Consider the following 21,456-nt stretch of genomic DNA (forward strand, 5'->3'; position numbering starts at 1 on the left):
GTCGGCCGGTCGAGCAGACAAGAAAGGATGTTTTGCCCGACAGTTCAAGTGGCTGCGTTCTGCCGGTGCAGGTTGGGCGTCAGCAGTTTTGTGGATCTGTGCAAGGCTGGTTCTGGGCCGGAGCAGGGCGGCCGGTTGATCCGTCCACCAGCGAGTCGGAGGCAGATTGCGGCGGTGGAGCCAGGCAGGCCTGGCCACCGGAAACCCGGAAGGGGGGCAGAAAGCTCGATTGAACATTGGACAGCGGGAAATTGGGCGACACACGGTCGCGCTCGTCATCCTGCCAAGTCAGAAGATTGGCGCCGCCGCCGGCCACGGCGCCGATATCACAGCGATTGGTGAGATCGACGCAATTGGAGCCCCGGCAAATGGTCAGGGCGCCGTCATAGAGCAGGACGAAGCTCTGGCCACCACCGACCGTCAGATCGAATTCGGTCCCCCGCACGGCGATTGAGGCCGTGGGTGTGTCGATGGAGTAAGCCGATTTTGGACTAGTGCCGGAAATGAAGCGGAAGGTCCCGGCCAAGGCGTTCACGGCGAATGTGTCGGCGCCTGATCCAGCTAACAGGTAGGTTTCGATTTCCAGCGTGCTACCCGGTCCGACGACCAGCCTGGTCTGGTCGTCAAACAACAGTTGGACATTGCCCCTGGGGCCGGTGACGATGGTCTCGCCCACCGATACATCGGCACCGACAACGAGAACGCGCTCGTCCGACGCGGCGCGGGCCAGGGCATCTGGCCTGACGCCAACGGCAGTGCCCTCAGCGGCGGCAAGTGCCGTGCCGTTCAGGCAGAGTGAAGAAATGGCGAAATATGCAGCAAGTCTGTTCATGGTGGTATCCATTCAACTTTGCCGCTGAACGGGACATGAACCGTTCAGGCCTGAGAACATCTTAGCAGATTAGAGGACCTGGCGGAACGGGCGAGGTCTCAACCGGCTGATTGACGCAGGATTGGTGCCATTGGTTGCCGCAGGCGGCGTTGCGCGCTATGTGCAGCACAAACAAGAACCGGCGCGAGGCCGGGCAAAGGGGATCCCCATGAAGCTGGCCTTCGTCATTCCCGCCTATAATGAAGAAGCGCTGATCGGCAAATGCCTTGAATCGGTGCTGGCGGAAATCAAGCGCTCCGGCGCAGATGCCGACGTGATCGTCGTCAACAATGCCTCGACCGACCGGACCGGAGAAATCGCGCGCAGCTATGAGGGTGTGCGGGTAGTGGATGAGCCCAAAAAGGGACTGGTGAATGCCCGCGACGCCGGCTTTGCGGCGAGCGAAGGCTATGAGCTGGTGGCCAATATCGATAGCGACACCATTGTGCCCGAAGGGTGGCTCGATGTCGTGCTGCGCGAATTCGGCAAGGATAGCAAGCTGGTCTGCCTTTCCGGCCCCTATGTCTATTATGACATGGCCATGCACAATCGCTTCCTGATTAGTCTGTTCTATGGGTTGACCTACCTGATCTACATTCTCAACCGCTTCATTCTGCGTGTTGGATCGGTCGTGCAGGGCGGAAATTTCGTGTTCAAGCGCGCGGCCTGGGCCGCTGTTGGCGGATATGATCGCAGCATCGAATTCTTTGGCGAGGATACTGACGTTGCGGTGCGTCTGTCCAAGGTCGGCGGGGTCAAATGGACCTATGCGCTCAAGATGAAAACCTCAGGCAGGCGGTTGGAAAAGGAAGGTGTGTTCCGTACCGCCGGTACCTATACGCTGAATTTTTTCTGGGTGACCTTCAAGGGCAAGCCCATGACCAAGGACTATACGGACATCCGGCCGCAATAGGTTGATCACCAAGCCAAGCGTCGATGGCTGGCGCTGAACCCGCAATGCGCTAAACTCGGCGTAGCCACATGACGTGGCTGGAGTCGCCAGGCCGATGAGCATATCGTCCCAGCTTCCGCCGATCCCGCTGGCCATGGCCGGTGCCAGTCTGCGCGCCCTGGCCCAGGCGGCCGGCCAAACCGTGGAAGCCCGTGTGCTGTCGCAGGCCGGCAATGGCGCAACACAGGTGCAGATCGGGCGGCAGGTCTTGACCCTCAACTTACCGCAAAGTCAGCCGGTAGGTGCAACGCTGACCCTTGCGGTGCAGCGGGCCGATGGGCATTTGCAGCTTACGCTTGAAGGCGTGCGTCCACCGGCTGGGGGGACAACGCCGATATCCGGTGCAGGCCAGAATGCGCCGGCAACAAAGGTTCAGCTTTCTGCAATCGCGCTTTCCGGGGGGCAGGTCGATCTGGCTCCAGCGAACAGACCAGCGCAGCAAGGGGCGGCGCCAGCGTCTGCGAGTAATTTGAGCATGCCGTCGGCGTCCGTTTCGGCGCCTTCCATGGCGCCGCTGGCAGCATATGGGGCAAGTGCAGTTCTGCAGACCAGTCCTGCCAGCACGGCACCTGTTACCTCTGTCGTCGGCAATGCGACATCTGCTCCAGTCACAGTCGCACCGGCGGCGCCGGGTGCATCTGCACCGCCGCAGGCTGTGACCGTGGCATCACCCTCCTCGCCGGTTGCTGCAGAAAATGGACCGGCGACGCAGGTGGCGAGTGGCAATCCAACAGCTCTGGCAGCGGGCAATGTTGGGCCGGAGGCGACAGACGCTGGTCTTCGCGTGTCCCGGCAACCTACCGCTCCCCCGCCGTCTACAACGGCAGCTGCAGGCATTTCAACACCTTCTACGGCGGCATTGGCAACGCCGCTGGCACCCGCGGCGTCGCATGTGTCCCGACCCGAGATTCCCTATGCGGTTGCGGCGCCTGTGAGCGCGACCGGGCGACCGATGGTGGGCGTTGCCGCGTCGGCAAGCACGGCCCTCCCGCCTGTGGGGCAGGCGCTTTCATCGAGCGTTGTGGGGCAGCATGCGCCACCGCTAAATATGGCTGGCGCGGCGGCAGCACAGGCGAGCCAAGCGCGTCCTGTTCCGGTACAGCCGCAATCCCCGGTACCGGCAAATCCGCAGGCTGCTCTGGCGCAGATGGTGCAGCAGGCGCTGCCGCGACAAGATAGTGTGGTCGGGCTGACGACCGCGCTCGGTGCTGCCATTGGAAAATTTGCGCTGCCCGAGCCGGTTACCAAGGCTGCCCAGAAAGTGTTGGCGGCGCGGGTTCCATTGGATAGTCCGCAAGTCAGCGGTGCTATCCTGAAAAATGCCGTGCTGAAGTCCGGAGTATTTCAGGAGGCCTTGCTGGCGTCGGGGCAGGGCGCCCAGGCGGCGGGCGATGCCAAATCTGCCTTGTTGGGATTGCGACAGAGCCTGGGGGCGTGGTTGGGACAGCAGGCGCCAGTAGCACAGGTCGCAGCCGTGGCGCCGCCATTGCGCGGTCTGCCCCCACGCGCCAGGGCAGGCGATGTCAGCACGTCAAACTTGCCTGATGACCTGCTGGAGGTGGGAAGGATGCTGCTGGAGCGGACCGAAGCGGCGCTGTCGCGGGTGCGGCTGCACCAAAGTGCGTCCTTGCCCGACCAGAACGTGGCGCGGCACGACGCACAGTGGAGCCTTGACCTTCCCGTGGTGGTGGCGGGCCAGCAGCACTTGCTGCAGATGCAGATACACAAGGACCCCGACAGCGAGGATGAGCGGACAGAGGAGCGCGGCTGGCAGATCCGGTTTGCCATTAATCTTTCCGACGCGGGTGAAATCGGCGCGCAAATTTCACTGCGAACCGGAAGTGCGGGCGTTCTGCTCTGGGCGGAACGGCCTGAAACGAGTGCCGCTTTGTCGGCGGATGTCGAAGCTCTCAAGTCGGATCTTGCTGCGCTCGGGTTGAAACCGGGTGCGGTGGTGATCCGAACGGGTGCGCCGGCCCCTCCACCCAAGTCGCCGTCCGCTTCTGGGCAGCATCTGGATGCCACGCGATGAGCTCTGATGAAGCCAAGGCCCGCGCTCTAGCCGTCGCGTTGCATTATGAGGAAGGGTCACGGGAAGCGCCGCGCGTCGTCGCCAAGGGGCGCGGGCTGGTGGCCGAAAAGATTGTCGCTTTGGCGCAAGAGAACGGGGTGGTGATCGAGGCCAATCCTGTTCTTGCCGAGGCGCTGAGCGGTGTGGAACTCGACGATAGCATCCCGATCGAACTCTATGACGCAATGGCCGTGGTGATCGGCTATGTGCTGCGTCAGACCCGGCAGTGACCTTGCGGGAGTGAGGCAAGCTTCCCATGTCTGTGACCGACGATGATGGGAGAATGTCATGCTGCGAGACGAAGACAAACACGCCATTGAAGACTTGTTTGAGCGCCTGCGCCGGGTGGAGCGCAATAGCGGGCCGCGCGATCTGGATGCTGAAGCGCTGATCAGCCAGCGCTTGTCCGAGAATCCCGCGGCTGCTTACTACATGGCCCAAACGATAATCGTGCAGGAAGCGGCCTTGCGGGACCAGCAGGCCAGGATCGAAGCGCTGGAGGCCGACGACAAACGCGGTTCGTCAGGGTTCCTGGGCAGCATTTTTGGTGATGTTCCTGAAGAGCGACGGTCGCCGTCAGCGCCCGAGCAACGGCAAAGAGGGCCTTGGGACCGGCCGGCCTCAGGCGGGTTTCTGGCTGGTGCCGCGCAGACCGCGCTGGGCGTGACCGGCGGCGTGCTTCTGGGGTCGGCAATTGCCGGCGTGTTCAGCGCCCCGGCCCAGGCCGCCGAGGCCCCGGCAGCACCTGAAGAACCGCCGGCCGATGATGGTTTTGACGGCGGAGACGATTGGGGTGGGTTCGATATTGGCGGCGACTTCTAGGCGCTAGCGTACACGGCGCTTTTCATAGAATTCGTTGCCGCCTGCTTCGAGGACGTAGAACATATTGTTGTATGGGAACCGCAGGCCTGCGGTGTGGAAATGCTGGGCGGCCTGAACGCCCGGATGTCGGGCGCCGGACAGAACCTGGTCAGCGACCTGTGACGCAAGCATTGCGCCGCTATCGGTCATTGGCCTTGTAAGAACGCCTTGGGCGAATTGATTTTTCTGGCCCACGACGCCGCAAACCGATTTCGGATAGCGCGGATCGTTGAGACGATTCATCACCACAGTGCCAACGGCCAGCATGCCCTCGGCGCTGGATCGGTTGGATTCGAAATACATGGCGCGCATCATGCATTCCTTCTCGCTCAACCGCGCCATGCCGAAATTCATCCCGGCAACGCCGCAGGCTGCAAGACTGACAACGGCCACAGCCGCTACCGACAGACGCAGAAGGGCTTTGCAGAACTGGCGCATTAGGGCGCTCCGGGATGGTGACGAAATGGTCGATTAATCCCGAAAATGCGCGCGCAGGCTTAAGGAAACGCTGTCTGGGAAGGTTAATCAGTGCTTAGCGTCGGCTGAGCAGTCGCATAAGCAGCAGAGCCGTGCCCGCCAGAGCAAGGGCTGGCAAAGGATCTCTCCGGATCATTCTGGCGCCTTTTCGGGCCTCTTGGCCGGCCAGTTGGGCGAACTCACCAGTCTGGGTGGCGACGGCCGAGCCAATTTCGTGCAACTGGTCACCCCAATGGTGCGTAGCCTGACCGGTCTGTCGGGACAGTGATTGCCTAAGATGCTGGACGTCGCGCCGCATAGCGTGCAATTGGGCTTCCAGACTATGCGGGTCGTGCCGCTGGAGGCCGATTTGGGTCAGCAAAGTATTGAGGGACATGGTCAGCTCCGTAATTGCTGGTCAACGGTTGGACTATTCGGGCGGTTCCATGCCCTTGAACCGCCGGATGTCAGCGCCATCTTGTTGAGATGGAAGGGAACCGCATGAGCAAGAGCACAGATCGCCTGAATCGACTGTTTGATCGCCTGGAACGGCGTATCCCCAGTCTGGCCGCTGGCTGGCTATCACGGCTGCGACGCCCGGGCGCGCGTTGGGTGCGCATTCCACTCGGTATTGTTCTGGTGCTGGGCGGTATCTTCAGCTTCTTGCCGGTGCTTGGCATCTGGATGCTGCCACTCGGCCTGTTGCTGTTGGCGGTTGATTTGATCTTCCTGCAGGGGCCGGTGAACACGGCTGTGCTGCGTGGTAGCCGCTGGTGGACGAACTGGCAGCGTTCGCGGCGCGATAAGAAGCGCGATGGAAAGTAGCCGTCAGGCCTTCAGGGCGTAGTGGGCCTCGATGAGCTCCACCGCAGCGGCAAGGCGCTCATCGACGATATGCAGATATTGCGTCCAGTCCGCCATGCCGGAAACCTCCGCCTTGCCGTCGGAAATCCCTCGCAGTGCCAATAGGGGGATACCAAATGCCTGGCAGGCCCGTAATATGGCAAAGGTTTCCATGTCGACCATGTCTTCAGGCACAGAATCATAGGCCGCGCCAGAGACGACATTGGCGCCAGTGGACAGTGTGGCGGGCACCAGCCCAGGCACAAGTGGCTCCAGCGGCAGTGTCGCCGGCAGGTCGAGAAATGGTGTTACGCCCGTGGGAAAACCGAGAGCCGAGGCGTCCATATCGCGGTACGACACCGAGATGGCCTGATAGACCTCACATTGCTCAAGGCGGCGTGAGCCAGCGGAACCGAGCGACACCACTATGTCAGGCAGATCGTCCACCATGGACGCCAGGATGCGGGTGGCGTTAACGGCAGCCTCTACCGGACCCACACCAATCATCTGCGGCTTGATGCGGGCACGCAGGTGTGGGCCGTATTCCGGCTCCGCGGCCATGAGGTAAAGGATCGTCATGGCTCAATTTCTAGCACGGTATTAGGTTTCGCCAAGCCAGTTCGCCTTGTCATCGGCACCTCGTCATTGGCTGGGCGCGATTGGCCGCGAGATGCGTAGACCCGCGGCCACCCGAAACGGCAATCAAGCGGCCTTGCTGGTTTTGGCCGCTCTTGTTGTGCGTTTGCGCGGCGGCTTAATTGTCTTGGCGGCCTCGGAAGCGATCTCTGAAACGGCCTTGAACCAATAGGCCTGGTCCTGACCTTCGGGGCGGCCATCGGCCTCCCACATCGCATAGGCTCGGCGTTGGACTTGCTCGTGCATTTCAGCACTCCTTGATGGATTGGGCGAGAGAAGCGTGCGCGTGCATGGTTTATGAATGGTAAACGCGCTTGTTGCGCGGATGCATGGCGCCTGTGCCGACAGCGCGTGCTAGGACTTGTTCTTGAGGTGTCGAAGTTGCCCGCGATGGCTCGTCGGTGATGTGCCGATGCTGAGCTGGGTTGCTGACAGTAGTGGTCAGCGGACACTGCTAAGCATCGCACCAGGATCCGGGCCTGCCCCTATGGTGGGTCGGACTTCAGCATGGATGGGTCGAAAATGAAGCCGTTTCACCAGATTCTCGCCAATAATCTTGTGGCCAATGTCACCAATTTCACGGTGTGGTTTGCCATAACCTTCTGGGTGTTTCTCGAAACCAAGTCGGTTTTCGCCACGGGCATGATCGCTGGATTCTACCTGGTATTCACGGCCGGGTTCGGCTTCTGGTTCGGCTCGATTGTGGATCATAACGCCAAGAAGCACGCCATGCTGGCCTCCAGCGTAGCTTCGGCCTTCTTCTACCTGCTGGCGCTGGGGATTTTGCTGGCCGAGCCGGAAGGGGCGTTCCGGGACCCCTATGGCTGGTATCTGTGGGGCTTTGTCCTGCTGGTCATGCTGGGTGTTATCGCGGGTAACATCCGATCAATCGCATTGCCGACGCTGGTGACCATCCTGATCGCCGAGGACCAGCGCGACAAGGCAAACGGGTTGGTTGGCATGGTGACCGGCATCGGTTTTCTGACGACTTCGGTGATATCGGGGTTCCTGGTGGCCTATGCCGGCATGTTCGGGGTAATGGTGCTGGCCCTTGTCGCGACGGGGCTGGTGTTCCTGCATCTGAGCCTGGTTCAGATCGATGAGGGCAGGGTGGCGCCCAATCCCGATGTGCCGGCAGAGCCCAAGCGGGTCGACATTGCCGGAACCATAAAAGTTGTGGCCGCTGTGCCGGGGCTGTTCGCCCTGATCTTTTTTGCCTGCTTCAACAATTTCCTGGGTGGCATCTTCATGGCGCTGCTTGACGCCTATGGCCTGTCGCTGGTGCCGGTGGAAGTGTGGGGGCTGACCTTCGGCGTGCTGTCGATCGCCTTCATCCTGAGCGGAATCATCATTTCCAGAACAGGCCTGGGCAAAAATCCACTGCGCACGCTGCTCATGGTCAATGCCATCACCTGGGCGGTGTGTAGCGTGTTCACCATTCAGTCCTCGTTCTGGCTGCTGGCCGCTGGATGCTTCGTATGGATGCTGCTTGGCCCTTATGCCGAAGCGGCCGAACATACGACGCTGCAAAAGGTGGTGCCGCTGGAGCGACAGGGGCGGGTGTTCGGCTTTGCCCAATCGGTCGAACAGTCCGCTTCACCGCTGACGGCGTTCCTCATTGGTCCGCTGACGCAGTTCGTGGTCATTCCCTTCATGACGGACGGCGCCGGGGCCGAAGCGATTGGAGGGTGGTTCGGCACCGGTCCGGAGCGTGGCATGGCGCTGGTATTTACCATTGCTGGCCTGGTTGGCCTGCTGGTCACCATCATCGCGTTCAACTCCCGCTATTACCGGGACCTCTCTGCCGCTTATGCGCGGGGCAAGGATGATGACGGGGAAGGCGGCGGGGCGACCGTGGCCAGCCTTGCCTGATCGGTAAGGGCCCCGTTACGCGGGCAGGGCGTCCTTGGGTGCCGCATCCTCGGTCTTTGGTGGGAAGGCCAGGGCAAGCATGGCTGCGGCCAGACCAATGGCGGCCGAAGCGATATAGAGCCAGTGATAGTCACCAAAAGTATCGAAGAGATAGCCGCCACCGACAGGTCCAAAGGCCATTCCGATTGCCGAGGTCATGGTAATGCCACCAAGGACGGTGCCCATGACCTGGGGGCCGAAATAGTCACGCGCCAGCACGGAATAGAGGGGCATTACGCCGCCATAGACAAGGCCCAGCACGACGGCCAGCAGGTAGAAGTGGGTCAACTCGGAGACATAGATATAGGCATAGATGCCGGCTGCCTGCAGCAGCAACCCGCCGATAATGACCCGCTTGACCCCGATGCGGTCGGCTAACAGGCCGAAGATGACACGGCCAAAAAGCCCGGCAAGGCCCTCCACACTATAGATACTGGCGGCCGCCAGCGCAGATGCACCGCCAGCATGGCATAGCTGACCGTGTGAAAGATCGGGCCGGAATGGGCGCCGCAGCACAGGAAGAATACGGCGGCCAGAACGATGAATTGCGGTGTGCGCAGGAGGATCCCGATGCTGGTGGGTGGCTTGGCAGACGGTACGACGTCGCTCCCCGGCGTCGGCGCTTCGGCCAGAACCTCTGGCGCCCTGCGGATTAGAAAAGCTGCCGGAATGATGAACATCGTTGCCGCGAATGCCGTCATCATCATGGCGGCGCGCCAGCCAAAATTCTCGATCAACACGGTGGCCAGTGGGGTCATGGTCATTGGCGCGACACCGGCACCCAGCGAGACAAGCGAGACTGCCAGGCTGCGATGTTTGTCGAACCAACCCAACGTCGTGGCGATCAAGGGAGCAAAGAAAGCACCACCGGAAGCACCGACCAAGCCGCCATATGCTAGCTGGAAGACCAGAAGGTCATTGGCCCGGCTCGCGATGAACAGTCCAACGCCGAGCATTGCCGCTGCCGCCAGGATGACCGGGCGTGCGCCAATACGGTCGGTCAAGGTGCCCCACAAGAAACCGGCAACACCCATGACGATGAAGCCCACGGTCATGGCGCCGGATATGCCGGCTCGGGTCCAGCCGGTTTCTGCGGCGATGGGTTGGAGATAGACCGGCAGCGCGAACATGGCGCCCATTGCCAGACAGGTGATCACTGCGCCCGCAGCCACGATCACCCAGCCATAGTGTCGTTCCATTTGGTAAGTCCCTTCTTGCAGGAATTCACCTTTGCGACGGATGAGGCGCCGGTGTTTCGACCCAAACAAGCGAAATTTATCCGCAGTTCGGCTGCCCGCCTTGCCGGGGCGTTTGCGGGGCCACATATTCAAGCCATGAGTGAGAAAAATCCGGCCCGCCGTGCCGATGCGGTGACGCCCAAGACGCAAGTTCGGGACGAAGTGTCTGTCTTTGTGCAGAAGGTTGGGCTAATGGCCCGCCCCAATGCGGCTGAGGATGGGCGGCTCTTGTTCGGCATGGATGCGACCATGAGCCGGCAGCCCACCTGGGACATGGCGATTTCCCTGCAGGCAGGCATGTTCGAGGCCATCCCCAAGGATGCGCATCTGCAGGTGCAATTGATCTATTTCCGGGGGCTGGGGGAATGCCGGGCCTCGAAATGGGTGCTCGATTCCAACGCCTTGGCTCGCCTGATGAGCACGATTTCCTGTCAGGGTGGCAATACGCAGATCGGGCGGGTGTTTTCGCATGCCAGGGACGAGCACAAGAGTCGACGCATCAATGCGGTGATCTATGTCGGCGACGCCATGGAGGAGAACGTCGATGCGCTCTGCGCCAAGGCAGGGGAGCTTGGCGTGATGGGGCTGCCGCTGTTTGTGTTTCAGGAAGGCCATGACAGCCGGGTGGAGGCGGCCTTTCGGGAGTTTGCACGCCTCTCCAAGGGCGCCTATGCGCGGTTTGACAGCTCAGCGCCGCAACAGCTCGCCGATTTGCTAAAGGCCGTGGCGGCCTATGCCAGCGGCGGACGGGCCCATCTCAGGTTGCAATCAAGCGGTGCCGCGCGTGCCCTGCTAACCCAGATCGAGAAACGATGAGCTGGGTTTTTCTCGGTGCATTGGTCCTGATCGGCATTCTGTGGCTGGTCTACGCACTGCGCAACATGGATCGTCGTCTGGTGATGCAGGGCTTGCGCTGGATCATCGGCGGTGGCGCGGGCCTCATTGCCGCGGCGGCGCTCCTCTTTCGGCGCATTGATATAGCCATGATTCTGGGCGCGGTCGCTGCGTCAGTGCTGATCCGCGGCCGGCTGGGGCAGTTCTCATTCGACAGCATCGGCCCCGGGCCCGCAAATGTGTCAAAGGTGCGCAGCCGGTATCTGGCCATGGAGCTGGACCACGATACGGGTGAGCTGACGGGCAGGGTGCTGGATGGTCAGTTTGCCGGCTGGGACCTGATGGATCTGGGCGAAGCGGAGACGCGGGCCCTCATCGATGAGATCGGGCACGACGCCGAGAGCGTGAACCTGCTCGAAAGTTGGCTCGATACCAACCGCGCCGGCTGGCGCGAGTATTTTGCCGAGAATGGCGCTTCTGGGACGGAGGGTGCGCGGTCAAACGGCGCTGCCGGTGACCCGGTGGCCGAAGCCTATGCCGTACTGGGCCTGAAGCCCGGGGCCAGCGACGAGGAGATCAAGGCGGCGCATCGTGAATTGATGAAGGGTGTACATCCAGACAGGGGGGGGTCGGAGTTCCTTGCCGCAAAGATCAATGAGGCGCGAGACTTCCTGCTCGGACGATGACCCAGACGGCGCGGGCGCACTTGCTTAGTCCGTTGCCCGGAGGCCACGGCGCTGGCCATGAGCAACCCATATTGCCAAGGGCACCATGACCAGTCCGGCCCAACCATAGGCCGGCAGGATGCCGATACGCTCTGCCAAAAAGCCGAACGCCAGTGTGCCAAGAATGCCCGAGACGTTTTCCGCCATAACCAGGGCGGAGGTCGTGGTGGCGCGGCTCTTGCCTTCCATAACGCGATGAAAGCGCGCTTCAGCGAGCACCCCAAGTGGCGCCATCAGGACATAGGCCAAGGACAGCAGCAAAACGTACCAGGGCGTGGTGCCGCTCGACGCGAGGATGAGCAGGGTCCCGCCAAGTAGTGGGAGGAGCCAGGCCAGCCATGGCCGCCCGGCCAGACGATGGGCGTAAATGCTGGCCGCAGCATAAATGAACTCGACCGCGGCGCCCACAATGCCCCAGGCCCACACTGGAAGATTGACCGCAAGAAAGTAAATCTGGTCGAACTCCTCGATCAACTCGAAAACGACAAGACCGACCGCGATATAGGTGGTGACGAAACGCAGGTCGGCGTGGTGGCGAAACTCCATCACGGCATCGGCAAAGTGCGAGAAGTAGCTGGCAGGCGCTTCTGCCGTCTCAGAGGTCGCTGCACCGCGTCGGGTATCGTGCAACCAGAGGGCGAGAAAGGACGCGAGCAATAGCGGCGGTATGGAGAGCCACAGGCCCCAGTCGAAACTGTAATAGGCGACGAAGCCGCCCAGGAGCGCGCCAGCGCCGATGCCGAGCTCTTCGGCAGCATTGTCGCGGCCCAGAACCTTGTCGAATTCCTCAACGCGACCTTCGTGTTGCATGCGCTCAAAAAGCAGGGCTTCTCGCGAGCCCGATTGCAGGGCCTGAGCCAGGCTCCAGAACAGGAAGCCAAGCGCATAGAGCCAGAAATGGCCCGCAGCAACGATCCAGAGCAGGAAGGTCAGCGCCTTGAACAGCGGCGCGGCGACCAGCAACCAACGCCGGTCAAAGTGGTCCGAGAGCGCGCCTGACGGCATCTCCAGGACGATTGCCGTTGCCGACCAGAACGCCAGCAAAAGGCCTATCTCGGTCAGCGACAGGCCTTCGAGCTCGAACAAGGCGGTATAGAAGGCGTAGGCGAGGATGAAATCGAACAGGAATGCGTAGGCGTAATAGAGCCAGAGGAAGCGACGGAGGTCTGAGGAAGGGCTGGACATCGAGGCATTCCTGTTTCAGAACAACACGTGAATAACCCTGTGCAGAGGCGGGGTCAATTGATAACAGAACGATTGGTTTGAAATGGCGCGACCGCGTGGCTATGTCCGGGAAGATGTGCTCGACAAGGCAATGGAGTTGTTCTGGCGCCTTGGATATGAAGGGGCGCATCTGGCCGCACTGGTTGATCAGACGGGGTTGAACCGTTTCAGTCTCTACAAGGAATTCGGCGGCAAGGCGGGTTTGTTCGAAGCCGCCTTGGAGCGGTTTCTTGGCTATCTGATCGCAGAGTACCGGGACGTCATGACCCGTCAGCCAATGGGGCTTGAAAATATCGAAGCGAACCTCAAGGGCCTGGAGTATGGCAGCCAGTATTATGGCTGCTTTATGCTCAACACCTTGACGCAAAAGGACACGGTGCCAGAAGGGGCATATCAGAAGGCGGTGGAAGCAGCCGGCGAAATAGAAGCCCTGTACCAGGCCAATCTTGTGAGCGCGGCGGCGCGTGGCCAGATCGGCGGCAAAGCCAATGTGGCCGGTTTGGGAAAGATGCTGCAGACGTTGGACCAGGGACTGCACATACAAGGACTGGCGGGCACCAGCGACGCGCAGAAAGATCGGGTCATTGCGGCCATGATGGCGATGCTTCGGAATGAGCAGGTATGACTGGATTTCGGCTTGTTCGGTCTAGGCTCTGCTTGCGAGCCATGCTAAACCGACCGCAAAATCGACGCCAAATATGCGGAATCGAAAATTGGCCCAGACCGGTATCAAGCAGTTCCTGACCGAAATTTTCTCGTGGTGGGGTGGCAACACCTGGGGCACGCGTCTTTGGATCCGTCGTTTCGGCGACTATGTCGGGTCAGATGAATTCGGCAATCGTTACTATCAGGACCGCAAGGCCAAGCGTCGCTACGTGACATATGCTGGCGGTTTTGCCGATGCCTCGGCCATCCCGCCGGGCTGGCACGGCTGGATGCATCATCGTTCCGATGTGGCACCTGCCAATGCCAAATATGAGCCGCACCCCTGGGAAAAGGCGCATCAGCCCAACCTGACCGGTACAGCCGCTGCCTATCGCCCCGATGGCAGCCTGCTCAACAAGGGTGAGCGCCCGCGCGTGACTGGCGATTACCAGGCCTGGTCGCCCGAATAAGGGTTCGCAGTTTGCGGCAATGCATGAAATTTCTGGCTCGGCCGCTGCTGACAGCGGCCGTTCTGGCCTATACGCCTGCCGTGTACGCGCAACCGGTCGCACATCCGGTGGCAACCTTTGCCGGGCTCGACAAGATCACCGGGCGTATCACGCGCTTTGACGTCTATGTGGACGAAACTGTGCTGTTTGGGGCGCTTGAGATAACGCCGCGTGCCTGCTACGACCGTCCGAGCAGCGATACGCTACAACGCACGTCGGCGTTTCTTGAGGTCAACCAGATTGGCCTGGACGGCGTCGGAGAGCGGATCTTTACGGGCTGGATGTTCGCCGACAGCCCGGCGCTCAATGCGGTGGATCACGCCGTGTATGATGTCTGGCTGATCGAGTGTAAAACCTCCACCAATGTGCCGCCGCCGGACGCGCGCTAAATTTCTCCCGAGTATGTTCAACACGCCTGACTTCCTTCGTCGTGATGGGAGTGCACTGTGACGCTGGCCTGTGGCCGCGCACTTGACCACGATATTGGCCAATGCCGACGGTGGTGCACAGCGTGACTGCAACCGGAACAGGAGGATTACCCGATGATGACGCTGCCAGAGATTACAGAGCGCCCGGTGCAGGACTATGTCTATGTGCCATTCATGGTCACAATGCAGCAGATGCAGCGGCCCGCCAATGAAGGCTTCCCGCAAATTTTCGACTATGTCGAGCGGCACGGCCTGACCCCGATCGGCGCTGCCTTCTACAATTACCGGCGTATCAACATGGCCGAAACGCTTGATGTCGAGGCCGGGATCGCGGTCGAAAGGGCTGGTCCGGAAGAAGGTGTGGTCAAAACTGGCAGATTGCCGGCGGGGCGTTATCTCGGTGTGACCTGGCACGGTCATCCGGATGCCCTGGTGACAGTAACCGGCGTGCTGATCGGCTGGTCAAAGCTGACGCAGCAGCCGTTCGACCAGCATACAGAGGGCAATGATGAGTTCTTTGCCTGCCGGCTGGAGCTCTATGAGAGCGACCCGGCGGAGGTACCCGATATGGATGAGTGGGTGACAACGCTCGCGTTCAAACTGCGGGACTAGAACATCTCGTCTAGGGTGCAATAGAAGCGAAATTTGGCTTCGTCCCACACCGCGCCATAGGCTGCGAGGAAGGGTGCGATGTGCTCCTTGCCGATATTGTCCCTGATGCTGCGGCAGGCGATGGCCAGATCCTGCCAGACATCGGCCGTACCAAGGCGTCCACAATCGACAATGCCCGAAAAGCGACCGTCGACTGCGAGGATGTTGGGTGTGCATGCGTCGCCATGGGTGACGATGGTGTCGCCGGTTTCCGGGAGGTTGGCGTGGAGCCATTCCAGCACCTGTACGCCTGTCCAGCCCAGGCGCTCGGCGTCGAAATCAGTCTCGTCGACCAGGCCGGCGGCGAGGCGCTGTTCAGCTAGGGTCAATCGCGCGTCAATACTATGGTCGAATGGGCAGGTCGTCGGGTCAAGCGCATGCAGACGTTTGAGGGCCTGGGCGTAGGCTCGGACCACGATTTCCGGTTCTTTGTCATAATGAGTGAGATCCGCCCCGGGAACCGCACTCATCAGGAGCCAGAGGCGATTGCTGCCTTGTTCGGCATCTACGACGCGTGGGGCCTTGAAACCCATGCGCGTCAGCCAATTCAGGCGCTCGATTTCTCCTGGCAATTCGCCAAGTGGATGAACGGTTTCGGCCTTGAGGAACACCGCGTTACCGTCACCAAGGGCAATGCGCCAGACGTCGCAGGTCGATCTGCCAATGGTAATCTGCGTCCAGGGTAGATCGCGTAGTGGGCCCAGGCTTTCGGGCAGGTCTTCAGGCTTGATCATTGCTGTCCCAGGCGCTCCAATTGCCTTCGCGCTGCAGGGCCAGGCTCAAGCGGTCTTCATATTCGGTTCGGGGAATTTCGATGCCGCCAAGCGAGGCGAGATGGTCGGTCAGGAACTGGGTGTCGAGCAGTTCATAACCACCTGCCTTCAGGCGGTCGACCAGGTGCGCCATGGCCATCTTGGACGCATTGGTGCGTCGGTGAAACATGGATTCGCCGAAAAAAGCTGCGCCTATCGCAAGGCCATAGAGACCGCCAACTAGATTGTCGCCGTCCCACACTTCCACCGTATGGGCCACGCCACGCCGAAACAGCTCGCCATAGACGGAGCGGATCGTGCCATTGATCCAAGTGGTCTGGCGGTCTTCGCCTACGGTAGCACAGCCCTCGACGATACCATCCCAGTTGGTATCGACGCGAATGGTCCAGCGAGAATTACGCATGGCCTTGCGCAGGCTCTTGCTGGCGTGAAAGCCATCTAGCGGGATGATGCCGCGCAGATCAGGGCTTACCCAGAAAAGGTCTGTGTCGGCTGCATCTTCTGCCATGGGAAAGATGCCCGCCTGATAGGCGCGGACGATCAGCTCGGGGGTGATCTCGACTGTAAAGGGGTCTGTCTGGCGGGCCATGCTACTAAAGATAAGGGGCGCTCGCGCGCCCCTCAAGCTCATGCCTTGTTCTCGGCCAGGAATTTTTCCAGCCAGTGGATGTCGTAATTGCCGGCCAGGATGTCGGGCTCCTTGATCAGGCGCTGGAACAGGGGCAGGGTGGTTTTGACGCCATCCACCACGAACTCGTCCACCGCGCGGCTGAGGCGCTTGAGGCATTCCTCGCGCGTGCGGCCATAAACGATCAGCTTGCCGATCAGCGAGTCGTAATAGGGCGGGATCTTGTAGCCCTGATACACTGCCGAATCGACGCGCACACCAACGCCCCCCGCGGGGTGGTAGAATGTGATGGTACCGGGCGACGGCGCAAAGGTCTGCGGGTCCTCGGCGTTGATGCGCACTTCAATGGCGTGGCCATAGAACTGTACCTGATCCTGGGTCATCGAGAGCTTTTCCCCCGAGGCAACCTTGATCTGTTCATAGACAATGTCGATACCGGTAATGCGCTCGGTAACCGGGTGCTCAACCTGCAGGCGCGTGTTCATTTCAATGAAATAGAACTCGCCATTCTCATAGAGAAACTCGATGGTGCCGGCGCCGGAATATTTCAGCTTGCGCATGGCCGCGGCACAGATCTCGCCGATCTCGTCGCGTTCCTGGGGAGAGATGGTAGGACCACCGGCCTCTTCCCAAACCTTCTGGTGCCGACGCTGTAACGAACAGTCGCGGACACCAAGATGGACCGCATTGCCCTGGCCATCACCCAGCACCTGCACCTCGATGTGGCGCGGCTTGCCCAGGTATTTTTCCATATAGACCGAGTCATTGCCAAACGCGGCCTTGGCCTCAGTGCGGGCTGTCGACCAAGCCTCAAGCAATTCCTTCTCGGATTTTGCAACTTTCATGCCGCGGCCACCACCACCAGCGGTGGCCTTGATCAGCACGGGATAGCCGATTTCCTTGGCAGTCTTCTTGGCGTCTGCATCGGTCTCAACGGCGCCGGCAGAGCCGGGGACTACGGGAATGCCCAGTTCCACCGCCGTCTTCTTGGCGGTGATCTTGTCGCCCATGATTTCAATGTGGTGCGCCGAGGGACCAATGAAGGTCACATTGTGCTCGGTCAGGATCTTTGCGAAACGGGCATTTTCGGAGAGGAAGCCGTAGCCGGGATGCACTGCATCAGCGCCGGTAATCTCGCACGCCGCCATGATGGAGGGAATGTTGAGATAGCTGTCCTTGGCCGCATTGGGGCCGATACACACACTTTCGTCGGCCAGGCGCACATGCATGGCATTGGCGTCGGCTGTTGAATGCACGGCAACGGTCTGGATACCCATTTCCTTGCACGCTCGCAGGATGCGCAGGGCGATTTCGCCGCGATTAGCGATCAGAACCTTATGGAACATGGTCGTCCCCTTACTCGATGACGACGAGCGGCTCGCCATATTCTACCGGCTGTGCATCTTCCACAAGGATACGCGTGATAGTGCCAGAGCGGTGCGCCGGAATCTGGTTCATGGTCTTCATTGCTTCGATGATCAGGATAGTCTGACCCTCGGACACCTTGGTCCCGACATCCACAAAGGCCGGCTTGCCGGGCTCAGGAGAGCGGTAGGCTGTGCCGACCATGGGCGAAGTCAACGTGCCCGGATTGGATGCCAGATCCTCGGTCGCAGCGGGCGCTGCGGCAGGTACAGAACCGGATGGTGCGCTCGGTGCGGCTGGTGCAGCAGCGGCCGCTGGCGGCGCCATGTACTGCATGGGAGCGTGCGCATAGGTCGGCGCCTCGCTGGGGTAGGAGCGGGTGACGCGAACCCTCAGATCTTCCTGCTCGATTTCAATCTCGGCAAGGTCTTCCTTGTTGAGCAGTTCGGCGATGGCGCGGATCAGATCCTGATCCACCGATGACTTGGTCATTCTGTCGGTCTCCCGGCTTCTCGTCTTGAAGCGTTATTTGAGTTTATCGGCCAAGGCCATGAGGGCCAGTCTATATCCAAGCGTGCCAAAGCCGCAAATGACGCCGAAGGCGACCGACGACACATAGGAATGGTGCCGGAAGGCCTCGCGCTGATGGATATTGGTCAGATGCACTTCCGCCACCGGCAGGCTCACGGCCCTCAGGGCGTCATGTATGGCAACAGAAGTGTGCGAATATGCGGCAGGATTGATCAGGATGCCGTCGGCCGTCTTGCGGGCATCCTGGATCCAGGTGACCAGCTCACCTTCGTAATTTGACTGCCGGAAATCGAGGCTTAGCCCCAAATCCTCGGCGGCCGCATGACAAAGGGCTTCGATGTCCTTGAGCGTTTCGGCGCCATAGGTCCCCGGCTCGCGCGTACCGAGCAGGTTGAGGTTCGGGCCATTGAGGACGAGAACGCGTTTGGTCATGATCCATGCCTTGTGCACCGGCCCTTTTGGCCAGCGCAAGGGCGGTTACACGAAATGCACCGAAAAGACTAGAGCCACCCGCACTGCGCCACGGTCTGAGAGAGCTGCAGGTGGGCTCCGGGGTCTTAGCGGTTTTCGGGTGCTCAGCTACACTGGGTCTTTCCGCATTCGCGCATGTCGGCGATGCGGGCGCGCAATTCGTCGGCCCCGATAGCGCCGGGAATGATCTCATTTCCGATGATATAAGTCGGGGTGCCGGTGATACCCAGGGCCTGGGCGATCTCATAGGACGACTGAATGGTCTGGGCGACTCGGGGATCGCCCATTTGCAGTTCCAGCTCAACAGGCGAAAGGCCGAGATCCTGCGCGGCGGCGAGGGCCACGGATTTGTCGACCTTGCCGCGGCTGGTGAACAGGGCGGAGTGAAAATCCCAGTAATTCGCTTCGCTCTCGCCCACCAGGACACCGATTCGAGCGGCATCGATGGACTCGTTAGAGAGTATCGGAAATTCCTTGAGGATGATCTTGAGATCGGGATCTTCTGCTAACAGGGCTGCCATATCGGGCAGGGCAGCGCGGCAATAGCCACAATTGTAATCGAAGAACTCGACTAAGGTGACATCGCCATCGGGATTGCCCAGCACAATCTGGCCTGGCGCGTTGAATATCTGGTCGCGGAACTCCGCCAGGGCGGTCGCCGAACGTTCAGCTTCTTCAGCGCGCAGGGTTTGTTCGAGGGCGGTGGAGACGCGCTGCAGAACCTTGGGATCGTCGAGCAGGAACTGTTCGATCATGGGATTGAGAACCGCAGGGTCGATGCTGGCGACATCCGATTCGGCTTGTGCCGGCTCTGACAGGGCCATCTGTTCTTCCAGCATTTGCTCGACAATGGCGCGCACCGCGACTTCGTCGATCTGCGGCGTGGGCTGATTGAAATATCCATAGCCCAGCGCGCCGGCGAGAATACCGGCGACAGCAGCGAGAAGGATAGTCAGGCGGTTCATCATTGGGCTCCAGGCGAGTCGGTCGCGCCTTGTCTAGCAGACCTTCTGATATACTGGCACGGGACGATCGCCCACGGATTTACGAGACTATCAATTGTTGTTGAGAAACCGGGCACTTCGCGCTAGGCCCGATGCAGAAGTGGGGTTCGCATGACCAATTCTCCAGACGGCCTGATGCCGTTTTTCGCCATGGATATTCTCAAGCGCGCCAAGGCGTTGGAAGCGCTGGGGCGCGCGGTGTGCCATCTGGAAGTTGGTGAGCCGGGCGCGCCGCCGGCGCCGCGAGTGCTTGAGGCGGTGGCGCGGGCTTTGCCGGAGCCGCAGGGCTATACCAATGCGAAGGGCATGAACGCGCTGCGCGAGGGCCTGGAGGGTTATTATGAACGCCAGCACGGCGTGCAAATCGATCCGGAGCTGATCGTTGCAACGATGGGGTCGTCTGCGGGTTTCATCCTGGCATTTCATACTGCATTCAAGCCGGGGGCCCGGATCGCCATTACCCGTCCGGGCTACCCGGCCTATGTGAACACATTGCTCGGATTGGGCTTCGGCGTCGTCGAAATTCCCGTTTCGGCCGGAAATGGCTGGCGGCTGACCGGGGCGGGTATCGAAGCCGCGCATGCGCGCCAGCCATTCGATGGGCTGCTCTTTGCCAGCCCGGCCAATCCGACCGGGGCGTCGGTGAGCCGCGAGCAGCTCGCCGACATCGTTGATAGCTGTGCGCGGCTGGGCGTCACGCTGATTTCCGACGAGATCTATCACGGCCTCGACTATGCGGGGCCGTCGGTCAGTGCCCTGGAGCTCACCCGTGATGCCATCATTATCAACAGCTTCTCGAAATATTACTGCATGACCGGATGGCGTATCGGCTGGATGGTATTGCCGGAGGAAATGATCCGGCGGGCGGAGATTTTACAGCAGAACCTGTTCATCTCAGCGCCGACTCTGAGCCAGATCGCGGCCAGTGTGGCCTTGGGGGAGCGCGACTACGCTGAAGAGCAGAAGGCGCGCTATGCCCAGAATCGGCTTTTGTTGGGGCAGGGGTTGCGCGAGCTTGGTTTCGAGCTGCCAGAAGATGGCGATGGGGCGTTTTACGCCTATGCCGGAATCGGTCAGTTTTCCAATGATGCCATGAATTTTTGCCTGACCATGCTGGACCAGGCTGGTGTCGCGGCGACGCCGGGCATTGATTTCGACCGGACCGATGGCAATGGTTTTGTGCGGTTCAGCTATGCTGGTAAATCGGAGACTGTCGACAGTGCTTTGGAGCGAATGCGGGATTTCCTGAGGGCAGGCGGTTAAGCATGAGCGCCATTCCGACCTTGCACACAGAGCGTTTGGTGCTTCGGCCTCCGGTGATGGCGGATTATCCTGCCTATGCCGCGTTCATGGCGTCGGACCGGTCACGGATGATGGGCGGGCCGCATGTCCGATGGGCGGCATGGGGCATGTTCTCCAGCGATGTTGCAATGTGGGAACTCTATGGCCATGGCGCCTTGATGATCGAGCTCAGGGCCAGCGGCGATTGCGTCGGTCAGGTCGGGATCAATCACGGACCGATGTTCCCGGAAAAGGAACTGGGCTGGATACTCTATGCGGGCCACGAGGGCCAGGGCTTTGCAACCGAGGCCGGGGGTGCCCTGAAGGACTGGGCATTTGAAGCGCTCGGCCTTGATACCCTGGTGAGCTATTTCGATCCGGAGAACTATAAATCCATGGCGGTTTCAGCGCGGCTGGGTGGCGTGCGGGATAACAGTGCCGTGCCTCAGGATGAGGGCGATGTCGTGTACCGGTATTTTGCTGGCCAGTGAGGGACTTAGCCGCGGAGCGCATTGCATGGCAGAGCCTTGCAATGGCTGATACGCGGA

General features: G+C 60.7%; 24 protein-coding genes and 2 pseudogenes. 14 read left to right on the forward strand and 12 right to left on the reverse strand.

Annotation, left to right across the window (positions count from 1 at the left end; genetic code table 11):
* Positions 1–79 precede the first annotated feature (79 nt).
* A complete protein-coding gene (locus DDE76_RS05735) occupies positions 80–832 on the reverse strand; it encodes a FecR family protein (RefSeq protein ID WP_157955675.1) in 753 nt (250 codons plus the stop codon).
* A gap of 208 nt (positions 833–1,040) precedes the next feature.
* On the opposite strand from DDE76_RS05735, the gene DDE76_RS05740 reads away from it, so the two are divergent.
* From DDE76_RS05740 to DDE76_RS05755, 4 genes are all read left to right on the forward strand, one after another.
* Positions 1,041–1,784 (forward strand): glycosyltransferase family 2 protein, encoded by a 744-nt coding sequence (locus DDE76_RS05740; RefSeq protein ID WP_104895025.1) that lies wholly within the window; start codon positions 1,041–1,043, stop codon positions 1,782–1,784.
* A 1,189-nt stretch (positions 1,785–2,973) separates the two neighbouring features.
* Positions 2,974–3,855, forward strand: coding sequence for a flagellar hook-length control protein FliK (gene fliK / locus DDE76_RS19510; protein WP_157955676.1), 882 nt, complete (start codon positions 2,974–2,976; stop codon positions 3,853–3,855).
* The gene (locus DDE76_RS05750) at positions 3,852–4,124 is read left to right on the forward strand and encodes an EscU/YscU/HrcU family type III secretion system export apparatus switch protein (RefSeq protein WP_104894273.1); all 273 of its coding nucleotides are present in this window, start codon (positions 3,852–3,854) and stop codon (positions 4,122–4,124) included. The genes fliK and DDE76_RS05750 overlap by 4 nt, the downstream gene beginning before the upstream one ends.
* 58 nt (positions 4,125–4,182) lie before the next feature.
* Positions 4,183–4,716 carry a DUF2076 domain-containing protein gene (locus DDE76_RS05755; RefSeq protein ID WP_245891811.1) on the forward strand — a complete coding sequence of 178 codons (534 nt, stop codon included), beginning with the start codon at positions 4,183–4,185 and terminating at the stop codon, positions 4,714–4,716.
* Positions 4,717–4,731: 15 nt separating this feature from the next.
* Here the strand turns inward: DDE76_RS05755 and DDE76_RS05760 are convergent.
* Positions 4,732–5,082: pseudogene (locus DDE76_RS05760) on the reverse strand (cell wall hydrolase); the annotation flags it as partial.
* A 630-nt stretch (positions 5,083–5,712) separates the two neighbouring features.
* Here DDE76_RS05760 and DDE76_RS05770 point away from each other — a divergent pair.
* Positions 5,713–6,036 carry a hypothetical protein gene (locus DDE76_RS05770; protein ID WP_104895027.1) on the forward strand — a complete coding sequence of 108 codons (324 nt, stop codon included), beginning with the start codon at positions 5,713–5,715 and terminating at the stop codon, positions 6,034–6,036.
* A 3-nt stretch (positions 6,037–6,039) separates the two neighbouring features.
* Here the strand turns inward: DDE76_RS05770 and DDE76_RS05775 are convergent, their stop codons facing one another.
* Both DDE76_RS05775 and DDE76_RS05780 read right to left on the reverse strand, forming a co-directional pair.
* Complete coding sequence (locus tag DDE76_RS05775; protein WP_104894276.1) at positions 6,040–6,633, reverse strand: 5'-methylthioadenosine/S-adenosylhomocysteine nucleosidase; 594 nt, start codon at positions 6,631–6,633, stop codon at positions 6,040–6,042.
* 123 nt (positions 6,634–6,756) lie between these two features.
* Entirely contained in the window at positions 6,757–6,936 is a 180-nt protein-coding gene (locus tag DDE76_RS05780; protein ID WP_104894277.1) for a DUF2934 domain-containing protein, read from the reverse strand.
* Positions 6,937–7,212: 276 nt separating this feature from the next.
* On the opposite strand from DDE76_RS05780, the gene DDE76_RS05785 reads away from it, so the two are divergent.
* Positions 7,213–8,562, forward strand: a complete 1,350-nt coding sequence (locus tag DDE76_RS05785; protein ID WP_104894278.1) for an MFS transporter — start codon at positions 7,213–7,215, stop codon at positions 8,560–8,562.
* A 15-nt stretch (positions 8,563–8,577) separates the two neighbouring features.
* On the opposite strand, the pseudogene DDE76_RS05790 reads toward DDE76_RS05785, so the two are convergent.
* Positions 8,578–9,800: pseudogene (locus DDE76_RS05790) on the reverse strand (MFS transporter).
* Between the two features lie 135 nt (positions 9,801–9,935).
* Here DDE76_RS05790 and DDE76_RS05795 point away from each other — a divergent pair.
* Both DDE76_RS05795 and DDE76_RS05800 read left to right on the forward strand, forming a co-directional pair.
* Positions 9,936–10,655 (forward strand): VWA domain-containing protein, encoded by a 720-nt coding sequence (locus DDE76_RS05795; protein ID WP_157955677.1) that lies wholly within the window; start codon positions 9,936–9,938, stop codon positions 10,653–10,655.
* Entirely contained in the window at positions 10,652–11,359 is a 708-nt protein-coding gene (locus DDE76_RS05800) for a DnaJ domain-containing protein (RefSeq protein WP_104894280.1), read from the forward strand. Before DDE76_RS05795 ends, DDE76_RS05800 begins: the two co-directional genes overlap by 4 nt.
* Positions 11,360–11,383: 24 nt before the next feature.
* Here the strand turns inward: DDE76_RS05800 and DDE76_RS05805 are convergent, their stop codons facing one another.
* Positions 11,384–12,583: an MFS transporter gene (locus DDE76_RS05805; RefSeq protein ID WP_104894281.1), complete on the reverse strand. Its 1,200-nt coding sequence runs from the start codon at positions 12,581–12,583 to the stop codon at positions 11,384–11,386.
* Between the two features lie 82 nt (positions 12,584–12,665).
* Here DDE76_RS05805 and DDE76_RS05810 point away from each other — a divergent pair, with 82 nt between their 5' ends.
* The 4 genes from DDE76_RS05810 (at position 12,666) to DDE76_RS05825 (ending at position 14,816) form a co-directional block, all read left to right on the forward strand.
* Positions 12,666–13,247 carry a TetR/AcrR family transcriptional regulator gene (locus tag DDE76_RS05810; RefSeq protein WP_104894282.1) on the forward strand — a complete coding sequence of 194 codons (582 nt, stop codon included), beginning with the start codon at positions 12,666–12,668 and terminating at the stop codon, positions 13,245–13,247.
* Between the two features lie 103 nt (positions 13,248–13,350).
* Positions 13,351–13,737, forward strand: a complete 387-nt coding sequence (locus DDE76_RS05815) for an NADH:ubiquinone oxidoreductase subunit NDUFA12 (RefSeq protein WP_104895028.1) — start codon at positions 13,351–13,353, stop codon at positions 13,735–13,737.
* A gap of 23 nt (positions 13,738–13,760) precedes the next feature.
* Positions 13,761–14,165 (forward strand): DUF2155 domain-containing protein, encoded by a 405-nt coding sequence (locus DDE76_RS05820; protein WP_104894283.1) that lies wholly within the window; start codon positions 13,761–13,763, stop codon positions 14,163–14,165.
* 153 nt (positions 14,166–14,318) lie between these two features.
* Complete coding sequence (locus tag DDE76_RS05825) at positions 14,319–14,816, forward strand: GyrI-like domain-containing protein (RefSeq protein ID WP_104894284.1); 498 nt, start codon at positions 14,319–14,321, stop codon at positions 14,814–14,816.
* On the opposite strand, the gene DDE76_RS05830 is transcribed toward DDE76_RS05825, so the two are convergent.
* From DDE76_RS05830 to DDE76_RS05855, 6 genes are all read right to left on the reverse strand, one after another.
* Positions 14,813–15,589, reverse strand: coding sequence for an APH(3') family aminoglycoside O-phosphotransferase (locus DDE76_RS05830; protein WP_104894285.1), 777 nt, complete (start codon positions 15,587–15,589; stop codon positions 14,813–14,815). The two genes, DDE76_RS05825 and DDE76_RS05830, sit on opposite strands and share 4 nt — an antisense overlap.
* Positions 15,576–16,217, reverse strand: a complete 642-nt coding sequence (gene aat / locus DDE76_RS05835; protein WP_198650848.1) for a leucyl/phenylalanyl-tRNA--protein transferase — start codon at positions 16,215–16,217, stop codon at positions 15,576–15,578. Before aat ends, DDE76_RS05830 begins: the two co-directional genes overlap by 14 nt.
* Before the next feature lie 38 nt (positions 16,218–16,255).
* Positions 16,256–17,602 carry an acetyl-CoA carboxylase biotin carboxylase subunit gene (accC, locus tag DDE76_RS05840; protein WP_104894287.1) on the reverse strand — a complete coding sequence of 449 codons (1,347 nt, stop codon included), beginning with the start codon at positions 17,600–17,602 and terminating at the stop codon, positions 16,256–16,258.
* Positions 17,603–17,612: 10 nt separating this feature from the next.
* Positions 17,613–18,113, reverse strand: a complete 501-nt coding sequence (gene accB, locus DDE76_RS05845) for an acetyl-CoA carboxylase biotin carboxyl carrier protein (protein WP_104894288.1) — start codon at positions 18,111–18,113, stop codon at positions 17,613–17,615.
* A gap of 33 nt (positions 18,114–18,146) precedes the next feature.
* Positions 18,147–18,584 carry a type II 3-dehydroquinate dehydratase gene (gene aroQ / locus DDE76_RS05850; protein ID WP_104895029.1) on the reverse strand — a complete coding sequence of 146 codons (438 nt, stop codon included), beginning with the start codon at positions 18,582–18,584 and terminating at the stop codon, positions 18,147–18,149.
* Positions 18,585–18,727: 143 nt separating this feature from the next.
* Positions 18,728–19,588 (reverse strand): DsbA family protein, encoded by an 861-nt coding sequence (locus DDE76_RS05855; RefSeq protein ID WP_157955678.1) that lies wholly within the window; start codon positions 19,586–19,588, stop codon positions 18,728–18,730.
* Between the two features lie 150 nt (positions 19,589–19,738).
* Between DDE76_RS05855 and DDE76_RS05860 the strand changes: the two genes are divergently transcribed.
* The gene (locus tag DDE76_RS05860; RefSeq protein WP_198650849.1) at positions 19,739–20,890 is read left to right on the forward strand and encodes a pyridoxal phosphate-dependent aminotransferase; all 1,152 of its coding nucleotides are present in this window, start codon (positions 19,739–19,741) and stop codon (positions 20,888–20,890) included.
* A gap of 2 nt (positions 20,891–20,892) precedes the next feature.
* Positions 20,893–21,399, forward strand: coding sequence for a GNAT family N-acetyltransferase (locus DDE76_RS05865; protein WP_104894290.1), 507 nt, complete (start codon positions 20,893–20,895; stop codon positions 21,397–21,399).
* The last annotated feature ends 57 nt before the right edge of the window (positions 21,400–21,456 follow it).

It is taken from the genome of Devosia indica, from assembly GCF_003056405.1.
Taxonomy (GTDB): Bacteria; Pseudomonadota; Alphaproteobacteria; order Rhizobiales; family Devosiaceae; genus Devosia; species Devosia indica.